25 protein-coding genes are annotated in these 26786 nt (G+C 63.5%); 12 read left to right on the forward strand and 13 right to left on the reverse strand.

The features are described from left to right. Nucleotides 1-25: 25 nt before the first annotated feature. Nucleotides 26-394 (reverse strand): hypothetical protein, encoded by a 369-nt coding sequence (locus AC1DRE_RS18070; RefSeq protein WP_476985897.1) that lies wholly within the window; start codon nt 392-394, stop codon nt 26-28. 587 nt (nt 395-981) lie between these two features. Between AC1DRE_RS18070 and AC1DRE_RS18075 the strand changes: the two genes are divergently transcribed. The 3 genes from AC1DRE_RS18075 (at nt 982) to AC1DRE_RS18085 (ending at nt 3983) form a co-directional block, all read left to right on the forward strand. Then, nucleotides 982-1977, forward strand: a complete 996-nt coding sequence (locus tag AC1DRE_RS18075; protein WP_476985898.1) for a patatin-like phospholipase family protein — start codon at nt 982-984, stop codon at nt 1975-1977. A gap of 117 nt (nt 1978-2094) precedes the next feature. Continuing rightward, on the forward strand, nt 2095-2421 hold the full coding sequence (locus tag AC1DRE_RS18080) for a histone-like nucleoid-structuring protein Lsr2 (RefSeq protein ID WP_476985899.1): 327 nt from the start codon (nt 2095-2097) through the stop codon (nt 2419-2421). 884 nt (nt 2422-3305) lie between these two features. Beyond that, nucleotides 3306-3983 carry a DNA alkylation repair protein gene (locus AC1DRE_RS18085; protein ID WP_476985900.1) on the forward strand — a complete coding sequence of 226 codons (678 nt, stop codon included), beginning with the start codon at nt 3306-3308 and terminating at the stop codon, nt 3981-3983. Nucleotides 3984-4129: 146 nt separating this feature from the next. Here AC1DRE_RS18085 and AC1DRE_RS18090 read toward each other — a convergent pair whose 3' ends face one another. Then, on the reverse strand, nt 4130-4504 hold the full coding sequence (locus AC1DRE_RS18090; RefSeq protein ID WP_476985901.1) for a cupin domain-containing protein: 375 nt from the start codon (nt 4502-4504) through the stop codon (nt 4130-4132). A 288-nt stretch (nt 4505-4792) separates the two neighbouring features. On the opposite strand from AC1DRE_RS18090, the gene AC1DRE_RS18095 reads away from it, so the two are divergent. Continuing rightward, nucleotides 4793-6010, forward strand: a complete 1218-nt coding sequence (locus tag AC1DRE_RS18095) for a DDE-type integrase/transposase/recombinase (protein ID WP_476985902.1) — start codon at nt 4793-4795, stop codon at nt 6008-6010. Nucleotides 6011-6084: 74 nt separating this feature from the next. Here AC1DRE_RS18095 and AC1DRE_RS18100 read toward each other — a convergent pair whose 3' ends face one another. The 4 genes from AC1DRE_RS18100 to AC1DRE_RS18115 form a co-directional block, all read right to left on the reverse strand. Next, complete coding sequence (locus AC1DRE_RS18100) at nt 6085-6849, reverse strand: MerR family transcriptional regulator (protein WP_476985903.1); 765 nt, start codon at nt 6847-6849, stop codon at nt 6085-6087. Nucleotides 6850-7036: 187 nt separating this feature from the next. Then, the gene (locus AC1DRE_RS18105) at nt 7037-7672 is read right to left on the reverse strand and encodes a dihydrofolate reductase family protein (RefSeq protein ID WP_476985904.1); all 636 of its coding nucleotides are present in this window, start codon (nt 7670-7672) and stop codon (nt 7037-7039) included. A gap of 520 nt (nt 7673-8192) precedes the next feature. Then, nucleotides 8193-8426, reverse strand: coding sequence for a hypothetical protein (locus AC1DRE_RS18110; protein ID WP_476985905.1), 234 nt, complete (start codon nt 8424-8426; stop codon nt 8193-8195). A 250-nt stretch (nt 8427-8676) separates the two neighbouring features. Continuing rightward, the gene (locus tag AC1DRE_RS18115) at nt 8677-9690 is read right to left on the reverse strand and encodes a LacI family DNA-binding transcriptional regulator (RefSeq protein ID WP_476985906.1); all 1014 of its coding nucleotides are present in this window, start codon (nt 9688-9690) and stop codon (nt 8677-8679) included. Between the two features lie 130 nt (nt 9691-9820). Here AC1DRE_RS18115 and AC1DRE_RS18120 point away from each other — a divergent pair, with 130 nt between their 5' ends. The 6 genes from AC1DRE_RS18120 to AC1DRE_RS18145 all read left to right on the forward strand — a co-directional run bounded on the left by AC1DRE_RS18120 (nt 9821) and on the right by AC1DRE_RS18145 (nt 17819). Continuing rightward, a complete protein-coding gene (locus AC1DRE_RS18120) occupies nt 9821-11269 on the forward strand; it encodes a sugar porter family MFS transporter (RefSeq protein WP_476985907.1) in 1449 nt (482 codons plus the stop codon). Between the two features lie 266 nt (nt 11270-11535). Continuing rightward, complete coding sequence (locus tag AC1DRE_RS18125) at nt 11536-12579, forward strand: LacI family DNA-binding transcriptional regulator (RefSeq protein WP_476985908.1); 1044 nt, start codon at nt 11536-11538, stop codon at nt 12577-12579. A gap of 161 nt (nt 12580-12740) precedes the next feature. Then, a complete protein-coding gene (locus AC1DRE_RS18130; RefSeq protein ID WP_476985909.1) occupies nt 12741-13550 on the forward strand; it encodes an ABC transporter permease in 810 nt (269 codons plus the stop codon). A 7-nt stretch (nt 13551-13557) separates the two neighbouring features. Next, nucleotides 13558-14526, forward strand: a complete 969-nt coding sequence (locus AC1DRE_RS18135) for a carbohydrate ABC transporter permease (RefSeq protein ID WP_476985910.1) — start codon at nt 13558-13560, stop codon at nt 14524-14526. Between the two features lie 73 nt (nt 14527-14599). After that, nucleotides 14600-16207, forward strand: coding sequence for an ABC transporter substrate-binding protein (locus AC1DRE_RS18140; RefSeq protein ID WP_476985911.1), 1608 nt, complete (start codon nt 14600-14602; stop codon nt 16205-16207). A 103-nt stretch (nt 16208-16310) separates the two neighbouring features. Beyond that, on the forward strand, nt 16311-17819 hold the full coding sequence (locus tag AC1DRE_RS18145) for a glycoside hydrolase family 32 protein (protein ID WP_476985912.1): 1509 nt from the start codon (nt 16311-16313) through the stop codon (nt 17817-17819). A gap of 39 nt (nt 17820-17858) precedes the next feature. Here AC1DRE_RS18145 and AC1DRE_RS18150 read toward each other — a convergent pair whose 3' ends face one another. Next, nucleotides 17859-18461 carry a TetR/AcrR family transcriptional regulator gene (locus AC1DRE_RS18150; protein WP_476985913.1) on the reverse strand — a complete coding sequence of 201 codons (603 nt, stop codon included), beginning with the start codon at nt 18459-18461 and terminating at the stop codon, nt 17859-17861. Nucleotides 18462-18693: 232 nt separating this feature from the next. Here AC1DRE_RS18150 and AC1DRE_RS18155 point away from each other — a divergent pair, with 232 nt between their 5' ends. After that, nucleotides 18694-18858: a hypothetical protein gene (locus tag AC1DRE_RS18155; RefSeq protein WP_476985914.1), complete on the forward strand. Its 165-nt coding sequence runs from the start codon at nt 18694-18696 to the stop codon at nt 18856-18858. Between the two features lie 74 nt (nt 18859-18932). On the opposite strand, the gene AC1DRE_RS18160 is transcribed toward AC1DRE_RS18155, so the two are convergent. Then, a complete protein-coding gene (locus AC1DRE_RS18160; RefSeq protein ID WP_476985915.1) occupies nt 18933-19802 on the reverse strand; it encodes an alpha/beta fold hydrolase in 870 nt (289 codons plus the stop codon). Between the two features lie 53 nt (nt 19803-19855). Then, complete coding sequence (locus AC1DRE_RS18165) at nt 19856-20851, reverse strand: NADP-dependent oxidoreductase (RefSeq protein ID WP_476985916.1); 996 nt, start codon at nt 20849-20851, stop codon at nt 19856-19858. Between the two features lie 262 nt (nt 20852-21113). Between AC1DRE_RS18165 and AC1DRE_RS18170 the strand changes: the two genes are divergently transcribed. Beyond that, entirely contained in the window at nt 21114-21506 is a 393-nt protein-coding gene (locus AC1DRE_RS18170) for a carboxypeptidase-like regulatory domain-containing protein (RefSeq protein ID WP_476985917.1), read from the forward strand. 512 nt (nt 21507-22018) lie between these two features. Here the strand turns inward: AC1DRE_RS18170 and ppsA are convergent. From ppsA to AC1DRE_RS18190, 4 genes are all read right to left on the reverse strand, one after another. After that, nucleotides 22019-24436: a phosphoenolpyruvate synthase gene (ppsA, locus tag AC1DRE_RS18175; RefSeq protein WP_476985918.1), complete on the reverse strand. Its 2418-nt coding sequence runs from the start codon at nt 24434-24436 to the stop codon at nt 22019-22021. A gap of 151 nt (nt 24437-24587) precedes the next feature. Beyond that, nucleotides 24588-25406 (reverse strand): pyruvate, water dikinase regulatory protein, encoded by an 819-nt coding sequence (locus tag AC1DRE_RS18180; RefSeq protein ID WP_476985919.1) that lies wholly within the window; start codon nt 25404-25406, stop codon nt 24588-24590. Nucleotides 25407-25594: 188 nt separating this feature from the next. Next, complete coding sequence (locus AC1DRE_RS18185; RefSeq protein ID WP_476985920.1) at nt 25595-25780, reverse strand: hypothetical protein; 186 nt, start codon at nt 25778-25780, stop codon at nt 25595-25597. A gap of 20 nt (nt 25781-25800) precedes the next feature. Beyond that, nucleotides 25801-26691, reverse strand: a complete 891-nt coding sequence (locus tag AC1DRE_RS18190) for an NAD(P)-dependent oxidoreductase (protein WP_476985969.1) — start codon at nt 26689-26691, stop codon at nt 25801-25803. Between the last annotated feature and the right edge of the window lie 95 nt (nt 26692-26786).

Consider the following 26786-nt stretch of genomic DNA (forward strand, 5'->3'; position numbering starts at 1 on the left):
CAGCCGAGGCTCCGGCTACTCTTCCTCAGTGTCCGCTCATCGCCAAGCAGCCGCCGTCCAGTATCGACCCTCCCGTGGAGATAGTGGCGGTGCCGTCCTGACTGACGACGCCGGTGAGGCATCCGCCATTCGCCGCGGCCCCGAAGCGGATGCCGATGCCGTCATCAACAGCTTGGACTTCTCGTTCATCGAGGCCGACTGACCCCAGGGCCTTCCTGACATCGGACACGGTGGCAGGCTGCTGCAGCGATTCGAGAGCCGTCCGTGCGGGTTCGACGTAGACATCGAGCAGCGCACGGGTCCGCGCGCTGATCGTACGCTGTTCGCGGTAGCGTTCGTTCTCCCTCATTGCGGCGTCAGGGTTGTAGGCGGCGCATTGTTGCGGATCAGGCATTTCGTCGACTCGCGGACACGCCGCGGTGGGACTCTGCGAGGGCGTGCCCGCGCCGGATAGGGGCCCTGTGTCCGGCGCGGCACATCCGGTCAGCGAGATGCCCACCATGGTCAATCCCACAAGCAACACTTTGGCAGCGGCACGGACGCAGACGCCAGGCCGGCTCCGTGCCATTGAAGCTGCAGTTTGTCCCTGCAGTGCTGAATGTGTGAGCATGCTTCGCTTCCTGATCTTGTCGGTCGGGACAGCGTGATACCGATCGCCGCTGCGGTGGCCCCCGTCCCTGGACTCAAGGAACAGGAGCTTTACTCCATCGATTATACAAACATCCCGGTCGGACGGCGCGGCCTCGCTCGGCCGACACTTTCGGCAGCCGCCGTGTTCGGCAGCGACACGGCACCCGGCCTGGCCGATTGCGCACTCGCACCGCCGGGTGCTAGCGTTTTAGCGATCGTGATCTATCCGCAGGAGGTGAGTCCCATGAACGCAGTATCCGCAATGGGTGCTCCCCCGCAGTCCACGATCGCGCGACTGAGCTAGTCGCCACCGGGAGCGCCTCACCAGGCAATTCGCGAAAGGCGACTCCCATGAACACAACACCTTCTTCACCTTTGCACTCCATTTCGACGACGGCCTCCGACCTGCCGGGGGTCGACAAGGATCAGCCGGAGGTCGACGCCACAAAGCCGTTACGCGCCGCGGGCGGGCGAGCGTTGGTCCTCGGTGGCGGCGGCTCGACAGGCAATGCGTGGCTGATCGGCGTCATCGCAGGACTCTTCGATGCCGGGCTGGACGTGACCACAGCCGATCTGACCATCGGGACGTCAGCCGGGTCGACGGCCGCTGCCCAGATAGCTGGAGCCACCACGACTCAGCTGCTTGCCGCCATCGTTGCCGCCGCCCCCCAGCAACTTACGGGTCCGGTCGGATCCGACCGCGGACGCGTTCCGATCAGGCCGGTGACGGACCATCTGGAGAGGATAACCAAAATCATCGCCTCCGCCGAGGATGCGGCTGACATGCGCCGCAGGATGGGCGCGGCGGCACTCGACATGGATGCGGCGTCGGACGGCTCCTGGCAAACACAGTGGCGCGCCACCGTCGCCTCGCGGCTGCCCAGTCAGGGCTGGCCACAACGAACAGTGCTCATCACGGCGGTCAATGCCCATACCGGTGAACCGGTTGTGTTCGACCGCCACAGCGGAATCGACCTGGCGGACGCCGTCGCCGCCAGCTGTGCCAGTGGCCTTCCCTACGCGATTGGGGACAAGCGATACATCGACGGCGGTTACCGGTCCAACGCCGAGAATGCCGATCTGGCAGCCGGATACGGGCGGGTGCTGGTGCTGTCACCCTTCGGCGGCAGATCACTGGCACCGGTGGACTGGGGCACGCATCTCGCAGCGCAGGTCGACGAGCTACGCGCGCGCGGCAGCAGAGTCGAGACGATCTTCCCGGACAGCAACTCCGAGCACCTGTTCGGCGTCAATGCGATGGATCTGTCGCTGCGTCCGCCCGCGGCCCGGGCCGGCTACGAGCAAGGCAGGGCCCTTGCCGGGCAGCTCACGGAGTTCTGGCGCTGACGCCCACGAAACCATTCAAGACCCTAATTCCCCAGCCGAAATTCACTGCCCGATTTCTGGAATTAGGCAATACCGATACCGGATTTGTCTTCCGCAATAAGTGATAACCTGTCGGGCATGGCAAAACGAGTAATAACCACGCTTGAGGATGATCTTGACGGTTCTGAAGCGATTGAAACAATCAATTTCTCTATCGACGGCACGGAATATGAGATTGATCTCAATGATGCCCACGCCAATGAACTGCGCGGGGCAATGAACAAGTACACCTCCGTCGCGCGCAAGACAGCCGGACGCGCCCGACCGGCACGGAACCCCGGCGCCGGCAGCGGCGGCAACGACACCAAGGCTGTCCGTGCCTGGGCGATTGAAAACGGCATAGCAATCAGCAGCCGTGGCCGCGTGCAGGCTGACGTGATGGCGCGCTACGAAGCAGCCCACTAGGGAAAACCTGCAACGACGCGCTCCTCGATAGGAATTGAACAAAGGAATCAGGACCGAATGCTAGTTTACCTCGGTCCTGATTCCTTAAAACCGAACTCCTAATCCATGGTCTAAGACGGGGACTTGCGCCGGCGGATCGTCCGGCTGGGATATCTATTCTTCCGGTGGATTTCCCGGCAAAAAAGGATCGCATAAGTGACAAAAATGGAGAATTCTGCCGCTTGCAGCCGGTCAGGTAATGGAGCGCCGTTCCGCGGGTTCAAGGCCGCCGCACCCCTCAATTGGCGAAGCTCCGGTCAAATAGCGGTTGACCGAAGCTTCGATCCATTATGCCCGGCTGAACCTTGGGGTTTGCTGGGAATGCTGCTTAAGTCCTGGCGCGCCCGCCCCTATTCATCCAGGCAGATCCCGTGTTATGCCGGGGTGGCCGGCCCAATTTGAAGTGTTTCCTGATAGTTCTCGTCGTATCTTTCTTCACGCGGTTCGTCGTATGGGAATCCGCCAGGAAGGCCTCCCTCAGCGAGGCCACGAATGACCAGATGGCGCAGCGTTGGCTGGCTAGCACCTGCTGCCGGGATGGCGGCTGAGGCCGTATTCGCCACTTTTGTATTTGCCATCTGGTCCATCCCGGCAGCGCTGGCCGCAGCCGAGAGAACAACCGCCGCGGCTGCAAGTGCACGAACGACGGTCTTTGTCCAAAGCCTCATGACCCGATCATGACGCCGCACCTTGAGAACAGGTCCATAAACCCCTGTGAGGCGACTATGGAAGGGCGGTGCCTAACGAACGTCGCTAGAAATCCTTCCGGTAGAGGCGGCATCCGTTTGTGCCTTCCTACTAGGCTGAATCCCACACCTAATGGACAGGGGGCTGAGGTGGCCGAAATGACGCGGACCGATACGGTGCTGACCGAGGTGATGGCCGAGCTGGCCGGGCTCGAGGACCCGAAGACACGCGACGTGAACGAGAAACACGGCGACGATCACGGTGTGAACCTCGGCAAGCTGCGTGCGCTGGCGAAGCGGCTGAAAACGCAGCAGGAACTCGCGCGCCAGCTCTGGGAAACGGACTACACCCCGGCGATGCTGCTGGCGCTCCTGATCTGCCGCCCGAAGGCGTTCGAGCGCGACGAGTTGGACGCCATGCTGCGCGCGGCGCGCACCCCCAAGGTGCACGACTGGCTCGTGAACTATGTGGTGAAAAAGACCCCGCACGCGGAAGAGCTGCGCCTGGCCTGGTCCGCCGATCCGGATCCAGTGGTCGCGAGTGCGGGCTGGGCGCTGACCACCGAACGTGTGGCGAAGAACCCGAAGGGCCTCGACCTCGCGGGACTGCTCGACGTCATCGAGGCGGAGATGAAGGATGCCCCTGATCGGCTGCAGTGGGCGATGAACCATTGTCTGGCCCAGATCGGGATCGAACATCACGAGCACCGCGCCCGCGCAATCGACGTCGGTGAGCGCCTGGAGGTGCTCAAGGACTACCCGACTCCCCCGAACTGCACGTCGCCGTTCGCGCCCATCTGGATCAACGAGATGGTGCGCCGACAGAACCTAAAGTAGGAATGTCCGCGCTCACGCTCGCGCCCGTACAGCCCACATCGCCGAGGCTCCCGCTCAAGCGAGTATGACCATGCCTTTGCGGACGTTTACAAGACGCGAGCACCGGCCAACAGCCGGCCGGTGCCCGCGTCTTGGTTATTCGGGGGCTAGGCAGGCTTAGCGTAGGCGGCCGCACTCATGACTTCGTAGCCAACGAACGTCTCATCACCTTCTACCCAGGCATCATGCCCGGCAGGAATTGCATAAGCGTCGCCGGCACGAACCGTGGCACGCGTTCCGTCTTCCATCTCCACTGTTAACGTTCCGCTGGTGCAGAACCCCAGGTGGTTATTCTGGCAGCTGTCGGTGTGAACCACGGTCTTGACGGTCTCAGACCACCGCCAGCCGGGTTCAAATGTGAACCGGCCCAGGGTGGTGTCCCCGACCGTGACCACGTCAACCTCAGTCTTCGGCGGTCGGCGCTTTTCGTCGGGTTCATTGAATGACTTCGACTCAAGGGTCTTGACAGTAACTGCGGGCATTTTTGCCCTCCTCAAGGTGGAGCGATAACAACTGTTCGTCCGGAGGCTCGATCAGATTTTCCGGGAAAGGAGTTCGGCAGGCACTGGCTGGTGTCCGTTCAGCGCCTGCCGGGACGCGCCTAGCGCTATCAGCGTGCTCGCGGCAGTAGGCCATGTCAAGATGCCGCGTTGACTCATCAAAGATGCCCGCGTAGCGGTATTCGAGGAATCATCTGAGGATGCCCGCGTAGCGGCGTGTCCGCCGGGGTGGTATCCGCCCCTTCGGCACTGCGAGCCATGGAGCTTTCGATGAGTGAACGCAGGGCCGTCACCAAGGCGATTGCCACCCGCTATGCCCGCTCGGACCGGGCGGCGAAGAAACTGGTTCTGGACGAGCTGTGCGCGACGACGGGCTGGCACCGGGACCATGCCCGGAAGGCGCTGCGGCTGGCGCTGGTGCTGAAGCCTGTCCGGTCCCGGGCGCCGCGGCCTCCGCTCTACGGGGAGCCGGTGATCGAGGCGTTACGGTTCTGCTGGGCGGTGCAGGGGACCCCGTGCGGGCGGCTGCTCGCGGCCGCCCTGCCGGACCTGGTGCCGCGCCTGCGCCGGCTCAGGGAGCTGCAGATCGAGGACACCACGGCGGCGCAGTTGCTGGCCATCGCGCCGGCGACCATTGACCGCCGGCTCAAGCCGGACCGGGCAAAACTCGATCCCCGGGGCCGGTCCCACACCAAGCCCGGGACACTGCTGAAAGACTCCATCCCGATGCGGACCTGGGCCGAGTGGGACGACGCGGTGCCCGGGTTCGTCGAGATCGATCTGGTCGGCCACGAGGGCGGCAACAGCAGGGGCGAGTTCTGTTTCACCTTGGATATCACTGACATTGCCACCGGCTGGACCGAAACGCGGTCGGTCAGGAACAAAGCCCGGAAATGGGTCTTTGCCGCCATCAAGGACGCGACCAGGGCGTTCCCGTTCCCGATCCTCGGCATCGATTCCGATAACGGCTCGGAGTTCATCAACTGGGAACTGCTGAGCTGGTGCGAGCAGGAGAACCTGACGTTCACCCGGTCCCGCTCCGGGAACAAGAACGACGGGGCGCATGTGGAACAGAAAAACTGGCACATCGTGCGCCAGACCGTCGGCTACCACCGGTACGACACCGCCGCCGAGCTGGAATTGTTGAACCGGATCTGGGCGCTCCAGCGGCTGCTGACGAATCATTTCGCGCCACAGCAGAAGCTCCTGGCGAAGGTCCGGACCGGAGCGAAGATCAGCAAGACCTACGACCGGCCCGCGACTCCGTTCCAACGCGTTCTGGCCGACACCCACACCGTCTCCCGGGACGTGAAGACGCGGCTACGGCGGGAAAACAAGCCCCTGAACCCGGCCGCCATCCAACGTCAGATCCAGGCACTCAGCGCCGAACTCCTGACGCTGACCACCGCGAAACAGGGCACCAAACCCCAACCCGCCATCCGGGCAAAACCAAATGATTCCACGATCCACCCTAGGCGGGCATCTTGACATGATTCCCCGGGGATGCCAGGTTCTGCGACGGCCACGCTGACCCCCTCAGCGCAGCCGTCCACCGGGTTGGGCTACAGGTTCGCTTCCGCGTAGACGCGCAGGGCGTCCCGGACGAAACCGGCCCCGGATTCGCCGCCATAGGTTGCGCTGAACCGCGGATCGGCGACGTACATTTCGCCGAGGCCGATCACGTAACCCTTCACGTCACCGCCCGGCGCCGCCGCCGCCGCCGGCGTCCCTGGGATCCCCCGGAGCCATTCGACCTGCCGTCGCGCAAGGTCCTGGGCCTCGGCGCTGTCTGCCGCGATGCCCGCGCCGGCTGCGGCGATCCAGTCGCTGCCGAGCTGTTGCGAGCGGTGCTTCCAGGCCGCCTTTTCCGCCGCGTCCATTCCCCGCCACCAGGCGTCGCTGCTGGCGTAAGCATCCTTGCCCCAGCGTTGCTCCACTTCGTCCTTGTACTGGGTGTGGTCAAAGCCGTCGAACATGTTCTCTGCCATGAGTTCTCCACCGCCTTTCACTGCCTCGATGGTGCGCTGGACCGACACGATCTGTCGGTTCAGCCTGTCCTGTTCCTGCCAAAGCCACTTCAGATGGCCGTCCAAGGCCTTGCCGGCGTCCGACTCGTTGCCAAGCACTTCGGCGATCACCGGCAGACCAAGTCCCAGCTCGCGCAGCAGCAGGATCCGCTGAAGCTGGACCAGTGCCTCCTGGTCGTAGTGCCGGTAGCCGTTATGGGCAATCCGGCTCGGCTTCAGCAGGCCGATGTCGTCATAGTGCCGCAGCGTCCGGCTTGTGGTGCCGGCGATCCTTGCGATCTGTTGAATCGACCAGTCCATACGTTCCTCCTCCCCGTTCCTCCGGCCTGACAAACCGACTCTAAAGGTTTACGCAACGGGAAGGTCAAGGCCCCGGCGGGCTCCAGGATGGTCGTGCGATCTGGAGGGGCGGGCGCCGTCTGAGTTGGCACAGCCTGAAAAGCGGAATGGTGCCCGAACGTGGCCAGTCAGAAGCTCAGGTATTGACTCACGTCGGGCCGCTGCCCGGCGGACCGCTGAGCACGGTGGGGACGTACTCCAGCAACTGGAGCCGACCATCGAAAGTCCTACTCTCGACCATCTCCAGTTTGACATCCGGATAGCCGTCGTAGATCCGCTCCCGCCCGGTACGGCCCGTGATCACCGGGAAGACGACCACCCGGAACCTGTCCACGAGCCCGGCGGCCAGCAGCGACCGGCAGAGGCTGAGGCTGCCCAGGGTGCTCAAGGGCCCGGTCCCCGTCCGTTTCATCTGCGTCACGGCCTCAACCGCGTCACCGGTGACCAGCTTCGAATTCGGCCACGTCAAGGGCGCCTGCAGGGTGGAGGAGAAGACGACCTTGGGGACGGCGGCAAGACCGGTCAGGCTGGCCCCTTCGTTATCGGAGAATCCCGAGTCTCCGGCCGCGGCCTCCTCGGACATGCTGGACATCAGCCGATACGTGTTCGCCCCGAAAAGGAATGTGTAGCCCTTCTCCCCCTCCTGCCCAAGCCAAGCCAGGTATTCCGGCCCCTCCAGACCCCACCAGCCGGGCCATCCCTCGGCCGAAGCATACCCGTCCAGGGAGATAATCAGGTCGACCATCAGGTCCGCTGATAACGCCGCTGCAGTTGTCTCGCTCATGGCCGTCTCCTCGATTTGATCGACGTCAGTGTCCGCTGGGCCCTTGGCAGGAGACTGCCGGTTACCGGCCGGGTCGGGCCAAGCTACCCCCGAGCCGCTGGCCGGCACCCCGCTGTTCCGGTGCGCCGCCGACGCCCGTGCCGGCAATGCTATCCCTGGAGCGTTCAGACGTTCAAGGGGCTGCGTTGCCCAGGGAAAAGTGCCGCCGAACGATAGTCGTTATCCGGTACCGATCAGGCTGCTGACAGTCGACGGCTGCGACACTATGAGCGACAGGGTGAACCCGCGGAAGCCGCTCGTGGGATCATCCGCGGCTCGCAACGCGCACGTGCGTGCCCAGTCCGAAGGCGGAGGCGTAGAAGGCGGTTGCGGCCGCGGGGTCAGGCGCTTCCAGGGTAACGGATTCGATGGAGGTCATGGCAGGTCCTGCGGTTGCGCGGCCCCTGGACGTGAGGCCATAAGGCGCTGTGAAGTCTCCTGAATCCCGGAGGTACTCAGAACGGCCGTCAGCGAACTGCGTTTACGAAGCCTCATCCGGCGAAGCCGCGGCATGCCTTCCATGCGGCGTTTCCCTGACAACGGGCAATGTTGCCGTGTCGAAGAACTGGTATTCGTCCGCGGCGGGGACGCGGATCGTACCGGCGGCTTCCGCTTTCTCGCGGATGAAATCGTGGTCGGCCCGTGAGAGTACAACCTGCCCGTGCGGGTCACTCGCAAGGTCGCCGTGTGCGTCCTTCTTGATTTTGGCCGACATGGCACTGGGCACGGTGAGGCATCCCGGATTCTCCAGAAGCCATGTCCGTGTCTCTGTGTCGAGTCGGTCCCACTCGTCCCTGAGGCTCACGCCCGCATGTACCGCCTTCCTGTTTCGGCTATTCCTAAACGTGAATTCCGTCCAGATTACGCCTGACGTCCCGCGGATCATAGGACCGGGGGCAGCCCGCGCCAGAGCCCGCGCCAATCGACGGATGACGGCGGAAAAGGAGAGCAAACGCACCCACCCGTTACCGCCGCGCGGTGGAGTTTCGGACGATGAGGCGCGGCGTGCTGCTTTCATCCACTGTGGGGGCGTCCGGGGAGGCCAGTCGATTGAGGGCAGCAGCGCCGGCGGCCCGGCCTAGTTCGCGAGCCTGCAGGTCCACCGAGGTCAGGTCGATGCCGTGGAGTTGGGAGATTCTGGAATTGTCGTAGCCAACGATGGAGAGATCCTCAGGCACGGAGAGACCTGCGGCGTAGGCTGCTTCGCGGACGCCGAGCGCCATTTCGTCATTGTGCGCAAATACCGCCGTGGGGCGGTCCTGCCTGTTCAGCAAAACGGCTGCCGCCCGCTCTGCCGCCTGCTGTGTGTAGTTGTCTGCGGTGACAACCTCGGGAGTAAGTCCGGCTTTGTGCATGGTGGCTCCATATGAACGGCGTCGCTCCTCGTGTCCCTCGTACGCCGTAGCCGTCACGTGGGCAATCCGTGCGTGCCCCAGACCAATCAGGTGATCCGTCGCCGCCGCTGCGCCTGCCCGGTCATCCGAATAGACGCTATCAACGCCGGCGACCCGCCGGGCGACATTAACCACGGGAACGGAGGCTGCCAGCTCCCGCACCCGGGCATCGGTGTCGAGGAAAGTCGCGGCGATGATGATGCCCACACGAGCCTCGATGAGGGAATTGACGGGTTCCCGATCTATCCCGCCGGTGGAGTGCGAAACGCTAAGGATGAGCCGGTTCCGGGCTTCACCGACCGCCTCCCGCACACCTTGGAATATGTCCGTGTAAACCTCGTTTCGGAGGTCGAGGAGGAAGAGCCCGATGGCCGACGCGCGCTTGCTTGCGAGGTCGGCGGCTACTGCATTGTGCCTATACCCAAGTTGTGTGGCGGCCTCAAGGATTGTCTGCCTCATTTCGGCGCTGACGCCAGGGGCGCCACGGAACGCGAACGAAACGAGCGTTCGGGAAACCCCCACAGCCCGGGCAACATCCTCCTGCGTCACCGGCCGGGCGCGGTGCGGAGGGGTTGCGTGATTCACCTTTCCATCCTTGCATGAACACAAAGTTTAGAAAGTTTGACAGTTTGACCTTACATTTAAATCTTTCGCGCGTTAGTATTGCTGAGACGCGGAACACATCGACCGCAAAAACCCTGACAAAGGAGTCCTGATGGCTACTGCAAGTGTGCACAGCGGAACGTCCAGACCGGCCCCGCTCCCGCCTTTGACTGACGGGCCTCACCGTAAGCGCCTTGGCATGGTTGCTCTGGTTGCCACTTTCGGTGGCCTGCTGTTCGGCTATGACACTGGTGTTATCAACGGCGCACTGCGACCGATGACCGCCGAACTCGGCCTGACCGCGCTCACGGAGGGAGTCGTTACAAGCTCCCTGCTCTTTGGCGCCGCAGCGGGCGCAGTGGGAAGCGGCCGCCTTTCCGACACCTGGGGGCGTCGAAAGACGATCATCCTCCTGGCAGTCCTGTTCCTCGTCGGCGCCCTGACCTGCGTGTTCGCACCGAACTTCGAGGTCATGGTCGTCGGCCGCGTCATCCTCGGCCTCGCCGTCGGCGGAGCGTCCTCGGTAGTCCCGGTGTACCTCGCCGAGCTCGCCCCCTACGAGATCCGCGGCTCGCTCGCTGGCCGCAACGAGCTCATGATCGTTATCGGCCAGCTCGCGGCGTTCGTCGTCAACGCGATCATTGGCAACATCTGGGGCGAACACCCCGGGGTCTGGCGCATCATGCTCGCCGTCGCCGCGCTGCCCGCCATTGCCTTGTTCGTCGGCATGCTTCGGATGCCTGAGTCCCCACGCTGGCTCATCTCCAAGCACCGCACCCAGGACGCCCTGGATGTTCTCTCCACAATCCGTTCGCCCGAGCGTGCCGCCGCGGAAATGGCCGACGTCAAGCACCTCACCGAAGAGGAAGAGCAGATGAACCTGTCCGGCTGGGGTGCGCTGAAGAACAAGTGGATCCTGCGCATCCTGCTCGTCGGGATCGGCCTGGGCGTTGCTCAGCAGCTCACCGGAATCAATTCGATCATGTACTACGGCCAGTCCGTACTCATCGAGGCGGGTTTCGACTCGGGCGCCGCGCTTATCGCCAACATCGCCCCGGGCGTCATCGCCGTCGTCGGCGGAGTGATCGGCCTCTCCCTGATGCAGCGCATCAACCGCCGAACCACCCTGATCACCGGCTTTATTCTGACCACGATCTGCCACTTCCTTATCGGCATTGCCTCGATCGCCCTGCCGGTCGGCGACCCCGCCCGGCCGTTCGTGATCCTGTTCCTGGTGGTTGCCTTCGTGGGCTCGATGCAGACGTTCCTCAACGTCGCCGTGTGGGTGATGCTCTCGGAGATCTTCCCGCTTCACATCCGCGGCTTCGCGATCGGTATCTCCATCTTCTGCCTGTGGATCGCCAATGCCCTCCTCGGCCTGTTCTTCCCGTCGCTGGTGGCGGCGGTCGGCATCACGGGGACCTCCTTCCTGTTCGGCATCGTCGGCATCCTGGCGCTGATATTCATCTACACCCAGGTCCCCGAAACCCGGGGCCGGACCCTCGAAGCGCTCGAAGAGGATGTCACGACCGGCGCCATTTACATCGTCCACAAGAAATAGGCCAGTACGCCACCGGCCCGAACAACCGAGCCGTTCACAGAATCCCGAAACTCCGAATTGCCGAGCCCCGCCTGACCGTCACACTGAGTCCGCCAGCGACCCCGTGGGGCGGTCGGGACCAGAGGATGCTGGAAGGTCAACCAGCTGGCACGGACGCTGTCTCCCCTGGACGCCTTCGCCCCTATTGACGCCCGATGTGACGCCCGCTACAGTTGATCCAGTTATACGAATAACCCACGAACGACTACAGGCCCGAGGAGGTGCCCATGGCTGGATCACGGCCAAAGTCAGGACCGACAATGCACGACGTCGCTGCTGCTGCCGGCGTTTCACAGGCCACCGTGTCTTTGGTGCTGAATTCGGCCTCCGGCTCTCGATTCTCCGAGGAAACCCGCAAGCGCGTTCGGGACGCTGTGAACCGACTCGGCTACCGCACCAACGCCCACGCCAAGGTTCTCCGCGAAGGCGTGGCCGGCATGATCGGGTTCATCGGCGATTCCGTCGCCACCTCTCCTTTTGCCGGTGCAATCATTGAAGGTGCGCAGCAGCGGGCATGGGAGGACGGGCTCCTCCTGCTTACGGTGAACACCGGCGGAGATAGGGAGCTCGAGGCCGCATCCCTGGACACCATGCTCTCCTACAAGGTCGCGGGCGTTGTCTACGCCGCCATGTATCACCGGCAGTTGGACGTTCCGGAGGCCCTGGAGGGTGTCCGGGCAGTGGTGCTGAACTCCCAGGACCGCGCCGGCCGCCTCCCAAGCGTTGCCCCCGACGAAGTGAAGGGCGGCTACACCGCTACCCGCCGGCTGCTGGATGCAGGGCACAGCCGGATAGGGCTGATTAACATCGAGACCCTGGAGAGCGGGCTGCCTGCAGCCGTCGGCCGATACCAGGGCTACACGGCGGCCCTTCAAGACGCGGGTCTGGAAGTGGACCCCGCCCTGGTCCGCTTCGGCGGGGGCGGCGAGGAGGATGGCTACAAGTATGCGATGGAGCTGCTGACTGCCACCACGCCACCAACCGCGATTTTCTGTGCGAACGACCGCGGTGCATGGGGTGCCTACCAAGCGGTGTCCGACCTGCGGCTATCAATCCCCGGGGACGTATCCATCGTGGGCTTCGACAACCAGGCAATCCTGGCGCCGCACCTTCGCCCCGGCCTGACCACCCTCGACTTGCCGTTCGTCGCCATGGGCCGGCGCGCGGTTGAACTGATCCTCCAGGACGCGGAACCCGATGGCCGGGTCGAGCTGATGGACTGCCCTCTCGTTGAACGCATGTCAGTGACCCATCCTAAGGAGATGCCATGAGCCGCACCATCCCGGCCCGACGCGGGCGTCCGTCGGCGGCACCGTTGCCGCAACGAAAAATTTCTCTTTCGCTCCGCCTGAAGAGGATTTCTCGGGCGTGGCAGTTATACGTATTACTAGCTCCAGCGATCGTCTACATTCTGGTCTTCAAATATTGGCCCATGTACGGCGTGCAGATCGCCTTCAAGAACTACAACCCGGTGGACGGGTTCACCGACAGCCCCTGGGTGGGCCTGACGCACTTCATCAGGTTTGTGAACTCCTACCAGTTCGGCCAGGTCGTCGGCAACACCCTGTGGATCGCGGTCCTGGGCCTGCTGGTGGCCTTCCCGATCCCGATCATCCTGGCATTGCTGGTCAATCAGCTCCAGAGCGAGAGGTTCAAGAAGTTCACTCAGACGGTGCTCTACTCCCCCGCTTTCATCTCCACCGTTGTGGTGGTCGGCATCATGTTCGTGGTCCTTTCCCCCAGATCGGGTCTGGTGAACAACGCGATCCAGCTGTCCGGGGGCGAGCCGATCTTTTTCATGGGCTCCGCGGAGTGGTTCCGTCCCATCTACGTGATCTCGGATGTCTGGCAGAACGCCGGCTTCTCCATGATCGTGTATCTGGCGGCCCTGGCCGGAATTGACCCGGCCCTGCACGACGCGGCCAAGGTGGACGGCGCCTCGAAGCTCCAGCGGATCCGGCACATCGATCTGCCAGGCATCATGCCGGTGGTGACGGTGCTGTTCATCCTGGCTATCGGCAACCTGCTCAATGTCGGGTTCGAGAAGGCGCTGCTCATGCAGACGCCGCTTAATCTTTCGTCCTCTGAGATCATCCAGACCTACGTCTACCACGCAGGCCTGCAGCAGGCGCAGTTCAGCTACTCGGCCGCCATCGGCCTGTTCAATTCCCTCCTCAACCTGGCGCTGCTGCTCTTCTTCAACACGGTGGCGCGCCGGGCCAACCAAGCGACCCTGTGGTGATGCCGAAATGTCATTGACAACCAACCCCCGCACTATCGACAACCCGAACCGGACCGTCAGCCGGGGAAGCCAGCCCCGGCCGAAACCGACGCTCAGGGACAGGTACGGTGATCGTGCCTTCAACTTCGCCGCAACCGCTGTCCTGCTGCTGTCCATCCTGGCCGTGGTGTACCCGCTGTACTTCATCGTGATCGCCTCGATCAGTGACCCCAACGCCGTCTACGAAGGCAAGGTCTGGCTGTTCCCCTCCGGAGTCACCACTGAAGGCTACGAGCGGATCTTCGCCGACAGCCGGATCTGGAACGGCCTGGGCAACACCGTCGTCTACACCGTCCTCGGCACCGCCATCAGCGTCAGCACCATCCTCTGCGGGGCTTACGCACTGTCACGCAAGGACATGCCCGGCCGCAAGATCCTGATGCTGCTGTTCGTGATCACCATGTTTTTCGACGGCGGACTGATCACCAAGTACCTGGTGGTCCGTGACCTGGGCATGCTGGACACCGTCTGGGCCGTGGTCCTGCCCGGTGCAGTGGGCGTCTGGAACCTGATCATCGCCCGGTCATTTTTCGAACACACCATCCCGAACGAACTGCGGGAAGCCGCCCAGATGGACGGCGCAACCGACTTCAAATTCTTCTTCAGGATGGTGCTTCCCCTCTCCAAGCCACTGATCATGCTCATGATCATGGTCCACGTCGTGGCGCACTGGAACTCGTTCTTCGACGCGCTGATCTTCCTCAACGACGACTCCAAGTACCCACTGCAGCTCGTCCTGCGCAACATCCTCATCCAATCAGACGTCTCCTCCACCGGAACCACCGGCGGAGACATCGAATCCTATGCCGCTGCGCAACGGATCGCAGAGCTCACCAAGTACGCCATGATCGTCGTCTCGAGCCTGCCGCTCATGATTGCCCTGCCATTCATGCAGAAGCACTTCACCAAGGGCGCCATGATCGGCGCCGTCAAATAGCTCCTCCCCCTTATCGACCGCCCGGGCAACCGCCATCGGACGGCAGCAACCCCACCTCAGAATAGGAATGACCATGGCATTCAGCCGTAAATACGCCGCCCTCGGCGCCGTCCTGGCCGGAACATTGACGTTCACCGCCTGCTCCGGCGGCGGCTCCGGCACCACCGAAATTAAGGACGCCTCCGCTGACTTCGGGTTCCAGGAAACAGGCTTCCCGATCGTCAGCAAACAACTCGACCTGACCTTCTCCGGAACTAAAGCGGCACTTGCCCCTGACTACAACACCATGTCCGTGGTCAAGGAATGGGAAAAGGCCACCAACGTCCACATCAACTGGGAGAACCTGCCCGAAACGGTCTTCCAGGAAAAGAAGAACCTCATCCTGGCCAGCGGTGACCTTCCCGACGCCTTCTTCAACACCGGCCTCACCGACGCCGAGATCGCCACCTACTCCGCCAGCGGCACCCTCATCCCCCTCGATGGACTCATTGAGAAGAACGCGCCCAACCTCTCCAAGCTGCTCTCCGCCCGTCCCGATGTCAAGGCAGCCATCACCTCCTCGGACGGGCACATCTACTCCCTGCCGTCCGTGGAAGAGCTCGGCCTGGTCCAGTTCCCCAACGAGCTGGCCATCAACACCGCCTGGCTGAAGAAGCTCAACATCCCGATGCCGAAAACCATCGGTGAGTTCCACGACGCCCTGCTCGCGTTCAAGACCCAGGACGCGTCCGGGACCGGCAAGACCATACCGCTGAGCTTCATGCCAGGTTCCTGGTGCGGGGACATCGTTGACCTGATCGCCGCCCTCGGCGGAGTGCCGGACAACATGGACCACCGGATCGTCCAGGACGACAATGTCATCTTCACCCCCACCCAGGACGGCTACAAGAAGGCCATCCAGACCCTGCACGAGTGGTACCAGGAGGGCCTGATCGATCCGGAATCGTTCTCCCAGGACGACAAGGCGTACCTGGCCAAGGGCAAGGCCGCCACGGAAAACCTCGGCTCCTTCGTCTGGTGGGAAGTCCCTGAAATGGTCGGCGCCGACCGCGCCAGCAACTACGACCTGGTCCCGGTCCTTGAGGGCACGGACGGCAAGCGGATCGCCAGCCAGTCCAACAACCAGGAAATCGCCCGCGGCGCCTTCGCCATCACCCGGAACAACAAATACCCGGCAGCGACCATGCGCTGGGCCGACAACCTCTACGACCCCATCCAGTCAGCCCAGGCCAACTGGGGGCCGATCGGCGAAACCCTGCAAAAGGACGCCAGCGGACTCCTGACCCAGATCCCCGCCCCGGCGGGAACCAGTGAAGGCGAACGCCGTCAGAAGGTCGCCCCCGGCGGCCCGAAGGCCAACACCGCCGAGAACTTCACCACCGTGGTCGCACCCGAACCACGCGCCGCTGAACGCCAAAAAACCGTCAACGAACTCTACAAACCCTTCGCCGGCAACGACGGCTACCCTCCGGTCGCACTGTCCAACGAAGAACTCCAGCAGATCAGCACCATCCAGACGGACACCACCTCACTGGTCAAGCAGAACGTCGCCAAGTGGATCGTCTCCGGTGGCATTGATCAGGAATGGGACGGCTACGTCACCCAGCTCAAGAACGTCGGGGTCGACAAAATGATCGAGGTCTACCAGCAGGCCTACGACCGCTACAAGAAGAACTCCTAGCTCCGACTGACCTACCGGGTGGGCCGGTCCGCGCCGGCCCACCCGGCCCCAAGCTTCCGCATACGCATCCCCCAGACCTGCACAGAAACGAGACTCCGCGTTCATGACTGCCGCGACCGCCACCACGGCCGACACCTTCCGTCCGGCCCTGCACTACGCCGCCCGGAACACCTGGCTCAATGACCCCAACGGCCTGATCTTCCACGACGGCGTCTACCACCTCTATTACCAGAACAACCCGCTGGACAACGTCTGGGGCAACATGTCCTGGGGACACGCCACCTCCCAGGACCTGCTCACCTGGACCGAACACGTCGTCGCCATCGCCTGCGACGACGAAGAAGACATCTTCTCCGGCAGCATCGTCTTCGACCGGGACAACACCAGCGGATTCGGCACCGACTCGGCTCCGCCCCTGGTCGCCGTCTACACCAGTGCGTTCAAACCCGGCTCCGGGCACCCAGGCATCCAGGCGCAGTCCCTGGCCTACAGCCTGGACGGAGGCTACACGTGGACCAAACACACCGCCAACCCCGTCCTGAACCGCGGGTCAGCGGAGTTCCGCGACCCCAAAGTCATCAGCTACGACGGCGACGCCGGCAGCTATTGGGTGATGGTCGCCGTCGAAGCCACAGACTTCCAGGTTGTGCTCTACAAGTCCCACGACCTTAAGAACTGGGAGCCGCTGAGCACCTTTGGCCCGGCCAACGCCACCGGAGGCGTCTGGGAATGCCCTGACCTGTTTTCCCTCCCCGTCGACGGCGACCCCAACAACCTTCAGTGGGTCCTCACCGTGAACCTCAACCCCGGTGGCCCGAACAACGGCTCTGCGGGGCAGTACTTCGTAGGCGATTTCGACGGGACCACTTTCAGCTCTGCCACCACCGTGACCGAAGGCCCCCAGGACCCGGAACGGTTGGGCGAATACCAGTGGCTGGACTGGGGCCGGGACTACTACGCCGCCGTCTCCTTCAGTGACGCACCCGACAACCGCCGTCTGATGATCGCCTGGATGAACAACTGGGAATACGCCAATCACATCCCCACCTCACCCTGGCGCAGCCCCATGACCCTGGCCCGCGAGATTTCCCTGCACACCATCGACGGCAAACCGCGACTTACCCAAAAGGCAGCCGGCAATTTCCCCTCACTTTCCGCCCCGGCCGAAACGTTCAGCCTTGAGGACACCGAAATATCCGACGGCATCCACATCCTGGAGGGTGCAGCGGGCGGCGTCCAGCGCATCGACGTCGCTTTGACGACCGGCAGCGCGAGGGAAGTCGGGCTCATAGTCCGCGGCGAGGGCGACCGCGGTACCCGTATCGGCATCAGGCCCGCTGAAGGGGCCCTCATTGTTGACCGCCGCGACTCCGGGCAGACCGACTTTCATGAAGCCTTCGCCTCCATCGACACCGCCCCGATCCGGACTGCGCACGGCTCCTATGAGCTGACCATCTACGTTGACCACTGCTCCGTGGAAGTCTTCGCCCAGGACGGTCTGGTCACCATGACGGAATTGATTTTCCCGGCACCCGGTAGTACCGATCTGGCTGTGTACGCCAGCGGTGGCACGGCAACGATCAACAGCTTGCACGTCACCCAATACGCCTAACGCTGACCGTCAGCCACCGGCCCTGCGGAGCCTCGGCGATCAGCGCGGCAGGATAACTCTGACCTGGTCCCTGATCTCACTGACGATGTCGTCGACGGTGGCGGCAGCATTAATCGTGGCCGCCATGCTGAGGAACATTATCGCGGAGATGACGTGCGCGAGCGCGGCTGCGTCGCCGGGCTCGACACGTGGGTCCCGTCGCAGCACGACGGTGATCGCTTCTTCGGTCTGAACAGTCAGGTCGAGGGCGTCGCGGTGGTGGGGTTCCTCGGGATCGCCGAAGACCATCTCCCGCAGGTACGTCCGACCGTTTTCGATCTGGCCGCGATTGCAGTCGACAACCGGGCGGACGATTGCCATGACCCCTTCGAGCGGGTCGGGTACCGTCTCCGCTGCAGCTTTGCCCCTAACGAGGGCGTCAGCGTAGCTGGAGTTCTGTACGAGCAGGAGCAATTCGCCTTTTGACTTGGCGTATAGGAACAGTGTGCCGGCACCAATATCGGCCTTGTCCGCGATCTGCTGAGTGGTGACCTCATCCACGCCGTGCATTGCGAAGAGCTCGCGGGCAGCGGCTGTTATGCGCTCGAGTTTGGCCTGTTTGTTCCGCTCACGTCGGCCGACCGGCTGAGGGGCGACTGGCATAACACGTCCTCCGGAATAGAATCTGACCTAACTCAGTTATGAGTGTAGTCACTACTGTGTGGGCCCGAATGTGCCTGCGTTCATCATCCCACGGCCGCCGGAAGCACCCAGCTCGCTCGTCGGCAGCGGTGACACTCAGGAAAATCTTCGACCTGCTGCACCGCCAGGTGCGGCGACCCAACAATGGAAAGACCGTGAATTCATCCTGGAGGTAGCCGACGCCCCAGGGGACGTGACAGTGTTGATCAACAATGCCGGCACGTCCGCGTCCAGCCTGGGCATCCTTACGCACTCCGACGAAGAAATCCGCGCCAACGTCGAGACGAACTTCCTCAAGGCGCGACTCAGCGCACCCATCGAGGCGGTTTTTCCCCAGCTGACGGGCACGAAAGCCTAAGCCGCTCTCGGATGGCGCCGTGATCCTGTCACACGCATGATCATGGCGCCATCAGCCGCTACGTCCGGTGAGGGTTAGTCGGTGAGGAACCTGACGGCCACGGGTGCGAACTCCTCGTGGAACTGGAAGATGCCACCGTGGCCAGCGTCAGAATAGATGATGAGCTCGGATCCGCTAATACGACGGTGCAGGTCCTTCGAAAGGATTGAGGGCACCATGCGGTCGTTGTCGCCGTTCGCGATCAAAGTGGGCTGGGTGACCCCGGACAGGTCTGCCGCCGCCCCGCGCCCCCACTTCTTGATGGCCTTCAGCTGGGTCTGGAATGCCTTGACCTTGATCGGGGCGTCACGATCGACGGTGCGCTCCTCGAGTCGCTTCACGAATGTTTCTGCGGCTCGCTTGCCGGTCGGGTTGCGGTTGAAGAAGAGGAACTCTTTCGGGTCCGATCGCGTAAGGGCCGCCCGCAGCATGTCGTAATAAGTGGTACCGGCGACCTTGTCCATATCCTTTCCGCCTCTCGGCCCCGTGCCCGTGAGGACGAGTCTGCGGACCAGGTCGGGATGTTTCATCACAAGCGCCTGAGCGACCATTCCGCCGAGCGAGAAACCGAAAATGTCGACCTTGCCGAAACCGAGCGCTTTGATGAAGGACACGGCATCGTCGGCCATTGCCTCGATGCTGTCGGGCACCCGTCCGGTAGATCCACCCACCCCGCGGTTGTCGAAGGCGATGACATGGCGGTTCTTGGCGATGGGGTCGATGATTCGGGGGTCCCAGTTGTCCAGGGTCGCAGCGAGGTGTACGAAGAAGATGACCGGGATGCCGTGCGTAGGCCCCAGCTCGCGATAGGCGAAGGTGACGCCGCCATCAGCCGTGACGGTGCGGGTACGTGCCTTCGCATAGGACGTGATGACAGGCCCGCTCGAAGTGTCGTGAGTGCCCATAATGGCGCTCCCCTCAATTGTTGTGGATTTATTGGGAATGGCTTGTGTTCTGCTCAGCGGTGGCTGATGACGGCTTTGCCGCGAATGCCGCCCTTTTCCAGTCCTTGGAGGGCCTGAGCGGTTTCATCGAAGGGGAAGACCCGTCCAACGACGGGTCGGAGGACTCCGTTGTCGATGAGAGCGGTGATCTGGCGTAACTGGTCGCCGCTGGCGCGCATGAAGAGGAACTCGTAGGTCACGCCGAGCTTCTTGGCCTGGCGCCGGATGCCGCTGCTCAGTCCTGCAATCACAAGACGCAGCACAGGGTTCAGGCCGGCTTCGCGCGCGAAGCTTGGATCCGGGGGCCCGGCGATTCCGATCGCTTTGCCGCCGGGCTTCAAGACGCGCAGTGACTTCTCGAGGTTCTTGCCGCCGAGGCCGTCCAGCACGAGATCATAGCTGTCCAGTAGCTGCTCGAAATCCTGCCCGCGGTAGTCGACGACGGTGTCAGCTCCGAGCTCGCGAACGAAGTCCGCGTTGGAATTACTCGTCGTGGTGGCGACGGTCGCACCGAGGTGCTTGGCGAGTTGGATCGCGATTGATCCCACTCCCCCGGCGCCGGAATGGATGAGAACCTTCTGGCCCGGCTGCAGGTTGCCGCGCTCCACCAGGGCCTGCCACGCGGTGAGCGCTACCAGCGGCAACGCTCCCGCCTCCTCCAGGCTGATCGATGCGGGCTTGAGGGCCAAGTCTGCTTCGGCGATGGCGATGCGCTCGGCGAACGTGCCGATGCGGTCCTTGCCTGGCCTGGCGTAGACCTCGTCACCCGGCTTGAACCCGAGCACCTTCGACCCGGTTCGAAGGACGGTGCCGGCGACGTCGTTGCCGAGAATTATCGGAAGCTTGTATGGCAGGATCTGCTTGAATTCGCCTTCCCGGATTTTTTCATCAAGCTGGTTTAGGCCTGCAGCCATCACCTGGACGAGCACATCGCGATCCCCCACGGATGGCTCCGGGACGTCCGCTTCCTGCAGCGGTCCCTTGTACTCACTGATAACGAACGCTCTCATGTCGGCTGGTTCCACTTTCTTGGCGCTTTCGGCAAAAAATCCGAGTCACCTCAATTATGAGCAGACTCAGTAACCGTGTCAAGGGAGGACACGTGCCAGGCGGCATATGTGATCCTTGGTCGCCTACGGGTCCCGGAAAGGCCTGTATTCCGGTTCGTGAAGCGCGGATACTCGGTGTTGTACACAAAGCGTTGATCGGCGGGGGCGGGCCTTCGTGTGGAATAGCGGGAAGCGGCGTCGGGGTGTTAAGGATTGCTGGGTGATGATGGTGGCACGTGTGGCCGTGGCCCTGGTGGTCGCCGCTACGCTCCTGCTGTGCGGGTGCGCTGACATGTCCGGACGGGTGCAGGGCCATTCGGGACTGGTCACGGGCTACGTCCTGACGGCACCGGTCTGTCCGGTCGAACGCGTTGGCCAGGAGTGTCCGCCGCGCCCCGTACCCAGCGCAACGGTCGTGGCCCTGGACATGGACGACGGCGTCCGGGGCTCCACGCTCACGGATACGACAGGTGCCTTCCGCCTGGCGCTGCCAGACGGCCGTTATATCATCAAGGCGACCAACGTCGGCGGCTATGCTTCAACAGCTTCCGAGGCCGTGCTCGTCTCGGACAACCCTGTTCGAATCACCCTGATTGTTGACAGTGGGATTCGCTGAGCCGTCGGGGCAGCGCCCAATGCCGGGCCGCCGTCCGGCGGCTGCATGGTGTGGCTATGCAGTGGACGGCGTGCCCGGCCCGAGCGCGGTACGCTGAACGCAGGCCAATTCAGGGGGACATATGGACGGCAAGGCCAAAGATGGCATCCGCGAATCAAACGCTATCCGCCGAAGGGGTTACGCGGCCGAAACAGGCGGCGAATAGCCATGCGGTCAATTCTTATCTGTGCCGCGTGTGGATCAGCCGTGGTTTTGGAAAGGTTGAAATACGAGGGGCCGGGCGCTAAAGGGCCGCAGGACGAAATCCCGTCGCACTGCAGTAACCGGAATTGTGCCAACAGCAGCAAGCTCACGAAGCCAACCACGGGGTGGTACCGCCGCACGTCACTGGGCCGAGAACGGCCCAACTGACAAAGACGCCCTGACATAACCCCGGCCTGATGGCCCACTGAACTAACGGGAGTGCCCGCCCAGGGTTTTCCCCGGGCGGGCACTCAGTTCGGCTCGGAGAGTCAGTTCGCGTCTGCGCCTACCGCTGCCCCGACGTCGGCTACACCTGCTGCCCCGGCGAGCCGGAGCCAGGTATCCACCACGGTGTCCGGGTTCAAGGAGACTGAATCGATGCCTTCCTCGACCAGCCACTGGGCAAAGTCCGCGTGGTCGCTGGGCCCCTGCCCGCAGATGCCGACATACTTACCGCGCGCCTTGCAGGCCTTGATGGCCATGCTTAGGAGCTTCTTGACGGCGGGGTCGCGTTCGTCGAAGCTGCCCGAGACAATCGCGGAATCCCGGTCCAGGCCCAGGGCCAGCTGGGTCATGTCATTGGAACCGATGGAGAATCCGTCGAAGTAGTCCAGGAATTCGTCGGCGAGCAGGGCGTTGGACGGGATCTCACACATCATGATCACCTCGAGGCCGTTCTCGCCGCGGGTGAGGCCGTTCTCGGCCAGCAGCTCGATGACGCCGCGGGCCTCATCCAGGGTCCGCACAAACGGGATCATCAGCTTGACGTTGGTGAGCCCCATCTCGTTGCGGACGAAGGACAGGGCCTCGCACTCGAGGTCGAAGCAATCGCGGAAGGACGGCTCCAAGTACCGGGAGGCGCCGCGGAAACCGATCATCGGGTTCTCTTCGTGCGGCTCGTAGGCCGGCCCGCCGATGAGGTTGGCGTACTCGTTCGACTTGAAGTCGGACATCCGCACAATCACCGGTTCAGGCGCGAAGGCCGCGGCGATGGTCGCCACGCCTTCGGCCAGGCGCTTGATGTAGTAGTCGCGCGGGCTGCCGTACGCGGCGATCCGTTCCCTGATTTCCGTGGCAACGTCGGCGGGCTGTCCGTCCAGGTTCAGCAGCGCCTTGGGGTGGATGCCGATCTGCCGGTTGATGATGAATTCCAGCCGGGCCAGGCCCACACCGTGGTTGGGAAGCTGCGCGAACGTGAACGCTTGCTCGGGCGTGCCGACGTTCATCATGACCTTGACCGGGGCCTCGGGCAGCTGCGTGATCTCGGTTTCCTCGACGCTGAACTCCAGGAGGCCCTCGTAGATGACGCCGGTCTCACCGTCGGCGCAGGAGACAGTCACCTCGAGTCCGTCGGAGAGCACGTCGGTGGCGGCGCCGGTGCCGACGACGGCGGGAATCCCCAATTCGCGGGCGATGATGGCCGCGTGGCAGGTGCGTCCGCCGCGGTTGGTCACAATGGCGGAGGCGCGCTTCATGATCGGTTCCCAGTCCGGGTCGGTCATGTCCGCGACGAGAACGTCGCCGGTCTTGAAGGCGGCCATCTGGTCAATGGAGGTGAGGATGCGGACGCTGCCGGCACCGATGCGCTGGCCGATGGCACGGCCCTCGACCAGGACCCGGCCGGACCCGTTGAGGCGGAAACGGCTCAGGCTTCCGGAGGCGCGCCGGGACTGCACCGTCTCCGGACGTGCCTGCAGGATGTACAGGCCGCCGTCGATCCCGTCCTTGCCCCACTCGATGTCCATGGGCCGCCCGTAGTGGTTCTCGATGGCGACGGCATGGCGGGCGAGCTGCTCGACGTCGTCGTCCGTGAGGCTGAAGCGGTTCCGCAGGGAAGCCTCCACCGGCACGAAGTCAATGGTGTGGCCGATTTCGCGGTTGCTCGTGTAGGTCATCTGGAGCGCCTTCTCGCCCAGTCCACGCTTGAGGATGGCCGGACGGCCGGCCTCAAGCGCGGGCTTGTAAACGTAGAACTCGTCCGGGTTGACGGCGCCCTGGACGACGGCCTCGCCGAGGCCATAGGAGGAGGTGACAAAGACGGCGTCCTGGAACCCGGATTCCGTATCCATGGTGAACATGACGCCGGAGGCGCCGACGTCGGAACGAACCATGCGCTGGACACCCGCCGAGAGCGCCACTTCAGCATGCTCGAACTTGTGATGCACCCGGTAGGCGATGGCCCGGTCGTTGTAGAGGGACGCGAAGACGTCTTTGATGGCCACCAGGATGTTCTCGATCCCGCGGACGTTCAGGAAGGTTTCCTGCTGCCCGGCGAAGGAGGCATCGGGCAGGTCTTCCGCCGTCGCGCTGGAACGGACGGCCCAGGAGAGGTCCTCGGAGCCCCCGTGCTTGTCCACCAGTTGCTGGTAGGAGTTCCGGATCTGCGCTTCGAAGTCCGGCAGGAAGGGCGTCTCGCGCATCAGGGCGCGGATCTCCTTGCCCGCGGCAGCCAGGGCCGTCACGTCGTCGGTGTCCAGGCCGACCAGCCGGTCGGCGATCTTCTGGTCCAGGCCGGAGTCTGCAAGGAAGGTCCGGTAGGCGTCCGCTGTCGTGGCAAAGCCGTCAGGGACCTGGACGCCGGCAGAGGTCAGGTTCTGCACCATCTCTCCGAGGGAGGCGTTCTTTCCGCCCACCCGGTCCAGGTCCTTGAGTCCGAGTTCTGAGAACCACAGGATGTCTGTCGTCATAGTTACTGCTCCTTTGCAGATGATGGCATGCAGATGTGCCGCCCCGCTCGCGGCGATGGCCGGTTGGTGGGCGCGAATCCTGTCCACACTGACAGGTCTGGACCGCTCTTTCCACATGATGTGCGCCACACCGGGTTTGTGAAAATTTTCCCTAATGCTTGAGGTTCATGCGCTGCAGGATAGTGGCCGCCATTTCCTCCACGGACACCGTGGCTGAATTCAGGTACGGAATCCGGTGGGAAACATACAGCTGCTCGGCGCTGCGGAGCTCAAAGCCGCACTGCCGCAGCGACGCGTAGGGCGAGCCGCGGCGCCTTTCGGTGCGAATTTGGCTTAGGCGCAGGGGGTTCGAGGAGAGGCCGAAACATTTCTCAACGAAAGGCCGCAGCGGCTTGGGCAGCCCCTCCCGCTCAAAGTCCTCGTCCACCAGCGGGAAGTTCGCGGCGAAGATTCCGTGTTGCAGCGCAAGATACATGGTTGTGGGTGTTTTTCCGCAGCGGGACGGCGCTACCAGGATGACCTGCGCCTTTTCCAGCGCGCGCAGGCTCTGGCCGTCGTCGTGTTCCATGGCGTACTCGACCGCGGCCATCCGCGACTGATAGCGTTCGGCGTTGCCCAGTCCATGGGCCCTGCCCGGTTCGCCGCTGGCAGTTGAGCCGAGGGCCTCTTCCAGCTGTCCGACGTGCGTCCCGATAAGATCCACGACGATCCCCTGGCACGTGGCCAGCGCCTGGCGGATCTCGCTGCTGACAGCGGTGGAAAAGACGATCGGCCGCGGGCCGGTGGCGGCCAGTTTGTCGATAGTGCCGACCACCGTCCTGGCCTGTTCGACGGTGGTGATGAAGGGGACGGTGATGCGGTCAAAGTTGTTAGCGGGGAACTGCGTCAACAAGGTGTTGCCGAGTGTTTCCGCTGTGATGCCGGTGCTGTCCGAAAGGAAGTAGACAGGCCGAAGATCGTCATTGGTCATGAACGCATTCTCCACCACGGGGATCCGGCAAGACTAACCTGCGCAGTGGAGCCCATACTTGACCCGCGGATCGAGGACGTGATGTCCGGGAGCGACGGGAACCGATGCCCAGATCGAAAATTTCTATGCGCCTCGTGTGGCCGCAAGCTGCGACTCCAGATAGCGGGCAGCGACGTAGCCGAGTCTGCTTATGGTCCCGTACAGCGCGCGGGGTTTGTTCCCCGGGCACGTGCCTCCGTCAGGAGCCGCGAGACGCTGGGGCGCGAGAGATGTTCAGCCGCCGCGATGTCGTTCTGCAGCAGGCCCACGACAAAGTAGCTGCGTGCCACCCGTTCCAGGAGCTCGTCGTGAAGGTCCTCCTCCGCCCTGCCCAACGCCTAGCCCACACCCATGGTCACGCCAGGCTGAGGTTTGCGATGGCCTGCCGCACAACGGCAAGGTCCAGGTCCCCCAGGCCTTGGTCCGTGAGTGTGCCGTACAGCCCGGCGCTGGCGGCTGCCATCGGCACGGCGGCCCCCACGGCGGCGGCGCTCTCCAGCACGAAGGAAAGGTCCTTGCCCATGAATTTCGCCGGACCGGTAGGGGCGTAGTTCCTGGCCGCCAGCCGTGGTCCGACGAACTCCAACACACGGCTGCCGGCCAGCCCGCCGGACAGCACCTCATACAGCGCCCCGACGTCCATGCCGGAGCGCTCGGCGAGCTCGGTCGCCTCCGCGAGGGCCGCCGTCGTGGTTCCCACGATCAGCTGGTTGCAGGCCTTGGCCAGGGACCCCGCCCCGAGTTCGCCCAGACGCCTGACGGTGGTGCCCATCACCTCGAGGACCGGCAGCAGCGGACCGAAGTGCTCCTCGGGTCCGCCGGCCATAATGGCAAGGGTTCCCCGCTGTGCGCCTTCAGTTCCCCCGCTGACCGGAGCATCCAGCACCACGGCGTTTCCGCCGCTGGCTTCGGCAACGGCACGGCCAAAGGACTGGACGGCCGCCGGGGAAACGCTGCTCATGACGACCAGCAGGGTCCCCGGCCGGGGCGGCGTCGTCCGCCACTCGGCCAGGAGCCCGGCGGCTGCGTCCTCGATGAAGGAGAGGTCCGGCAGCATAAAGATGATCACCGGCTCGTTCCGAAGGTCCGCGACGTTTAGGGCACGGGATCCACCCAGCGCCACAAAGTCGTCAGCCGCGTCACTCGACCGGTTCCATGCAGTGACCGACCACCCTGCTTTGAGCAGGTTGGCGGCCATGGGTGCACCCATCAGCCCCAGCCCGACGAAACCGGCCCTACGCGTTATGACCGGGCGATTCGTCGGACCGGGGGTCTGGGGTTTGTGATCGTTGTTCAATGTCAACCTTGGGTCGTGGGCGAATGCCCGGGTGTACGTAAGCG

The organism is Arthrobacter sp. P4_H3 (assembly GCF_056400885.1).

Coding starts and splice junctions, on each gene's coding strand:
- AC1DRE_RS18135 (WP_476985910.1), top strand. CDS start 13,558: ATGTCATTGACAACCAACCCCCGCACTATCGACAACCCGAACCGGACC.
- AC1DRE_RS18085 (WP_476985900.1), top strand. CDS start 3,306: ATGACGCGGACCGATACGGTGCTGACCGAGGTGATGGCCGAGCTGGCC.
- AC1DRE_RS18150 (WP_476985913.1), bottom strand. CDS start 18,461: ATGCCAGTCGCCCCTCAGCCGGTCGGCCGACGTGAGCGGAACAAACAG.
- AC1DRE_RS18160 (WP_476985915.1), bottom strand. CDS start 19,802: ATGGGCACTCACGACACTTCGAGCGGGCCTGTCATCACGTCCTATGCG.
- AC1DRE_RS18110 (WP_476985905.1), bottom strand. CDS start 8,426: ATGTCGGCCAAAATCAAGAAGGACGCACACGGCGACCTTGCGAGTGAC.
- AC1DRE_RS18130 (WP_476985909.1), top strand. CDS start 12,741: ATGTACGGCGTGCAGATCGCCTTCAAGAACTACAACCCGGTGGACGGG.
- AC1DRE_RS18125 (WP_476985908.1), top strand. CDS start 11,536: ATGGCTGGATCACGGCCAAAGTCAGGACCGACAATGCACGACGTCGCT.
- AC1DRE_RS18140 (WP_476985911.1), top strand. CDS start 14,600: ATGGCATTCAGCCGTAAATACGCCGCCCTCGGCGCCGTCCTGGCCGGA.
- AC1DRE_RS18095 (WP_476985902.1), top strand. CDS start 4,793: ATGAGTGAACGCAGGGCCGTCACCAAGGCGATTGCCACCCGCTATGCC.
- AC1DRE_RS18145 (WP_476985912.1), top strand. CDS start 16,311: ATGACTGCCGCGACCGCCACCACGGCCGACACCTTCCGTCCGGCCCTG.
- AC1DRE_RS18075 (WP_476985898.1), top strand. CDS start 982: ATGAACACAACACCTTCTTCACCTTTGCACTCCATTTCGACGACGGCC.
- AC1DRE_RS18180 (WP_476985919.1), bottom strand. CDS start 25,406: ATGACCAATGACGATCTTCGGCCTGTCTACTTCCTTTCGGACAGCACC.
- AC1DRE_RS18080 (WP_476985899.1), top strand. CDS start 2,095: ATGGCAAAACGAGTAATAACCACGCTTGAGGATGATCTTGACGGTTCT.
- AC1DRE_RS18170 (WP_476985917.1), top strand. CDS start 21,114: ATGATGGTGGCACGTGTGGCCGTGGCCCTGGTGGTCGCCGCTACGCTC.
- AC1DRE_RS18105 (WP_476985904.1), bottom strand. CDS start 7,672: ATGAGCGAGACAACTGCAGCGGCGTTATCAGCGGACCTGATGGTCGAC.
- AC1DRE_RS18100 (WP_476985903.1), bottom strand. CDS start 6,849: ATGGACTGGTCGATTCAACAGATCGCAAGGATCGCCGGCACCACAAGC.
- AC1DRE_RS18165 (WP_476985916.1), bottom strand. CDS start 20,851: ATGAGAGCGTTCGTTATCAGTGAGTACAAGGGACCGCTGCAGGAAGCG.
- AC1DRE_RS18070 (WP_476985897.1), bottom strand. CDS start 394: ATGCCTGATCCGCAACAATGCGCCGCCTACAACCCTGACGCCGCAATG.
- AC1DRE_RS18120 (WP_476985907.1), top strand. CDS start 9,821: ATGGCTACTGCAAGTGTGCACAGCGGAACGTCCAGACCGGCCCCGCTC.
- AC1DRE_RS18090 (WP_476985901.1), bottom strand. CDS start 4,504: ATGCCCGCAGTTACTGTCAAGACCCTTGAGTCGAAGTCATTCAATGAA.
- ppsA (WP_476985918.1), bottom strand. CDS start 24,436: ATGACGACAGACATCCTGTGGTTCTCAGAACTCGGACTCAAGGACCTG.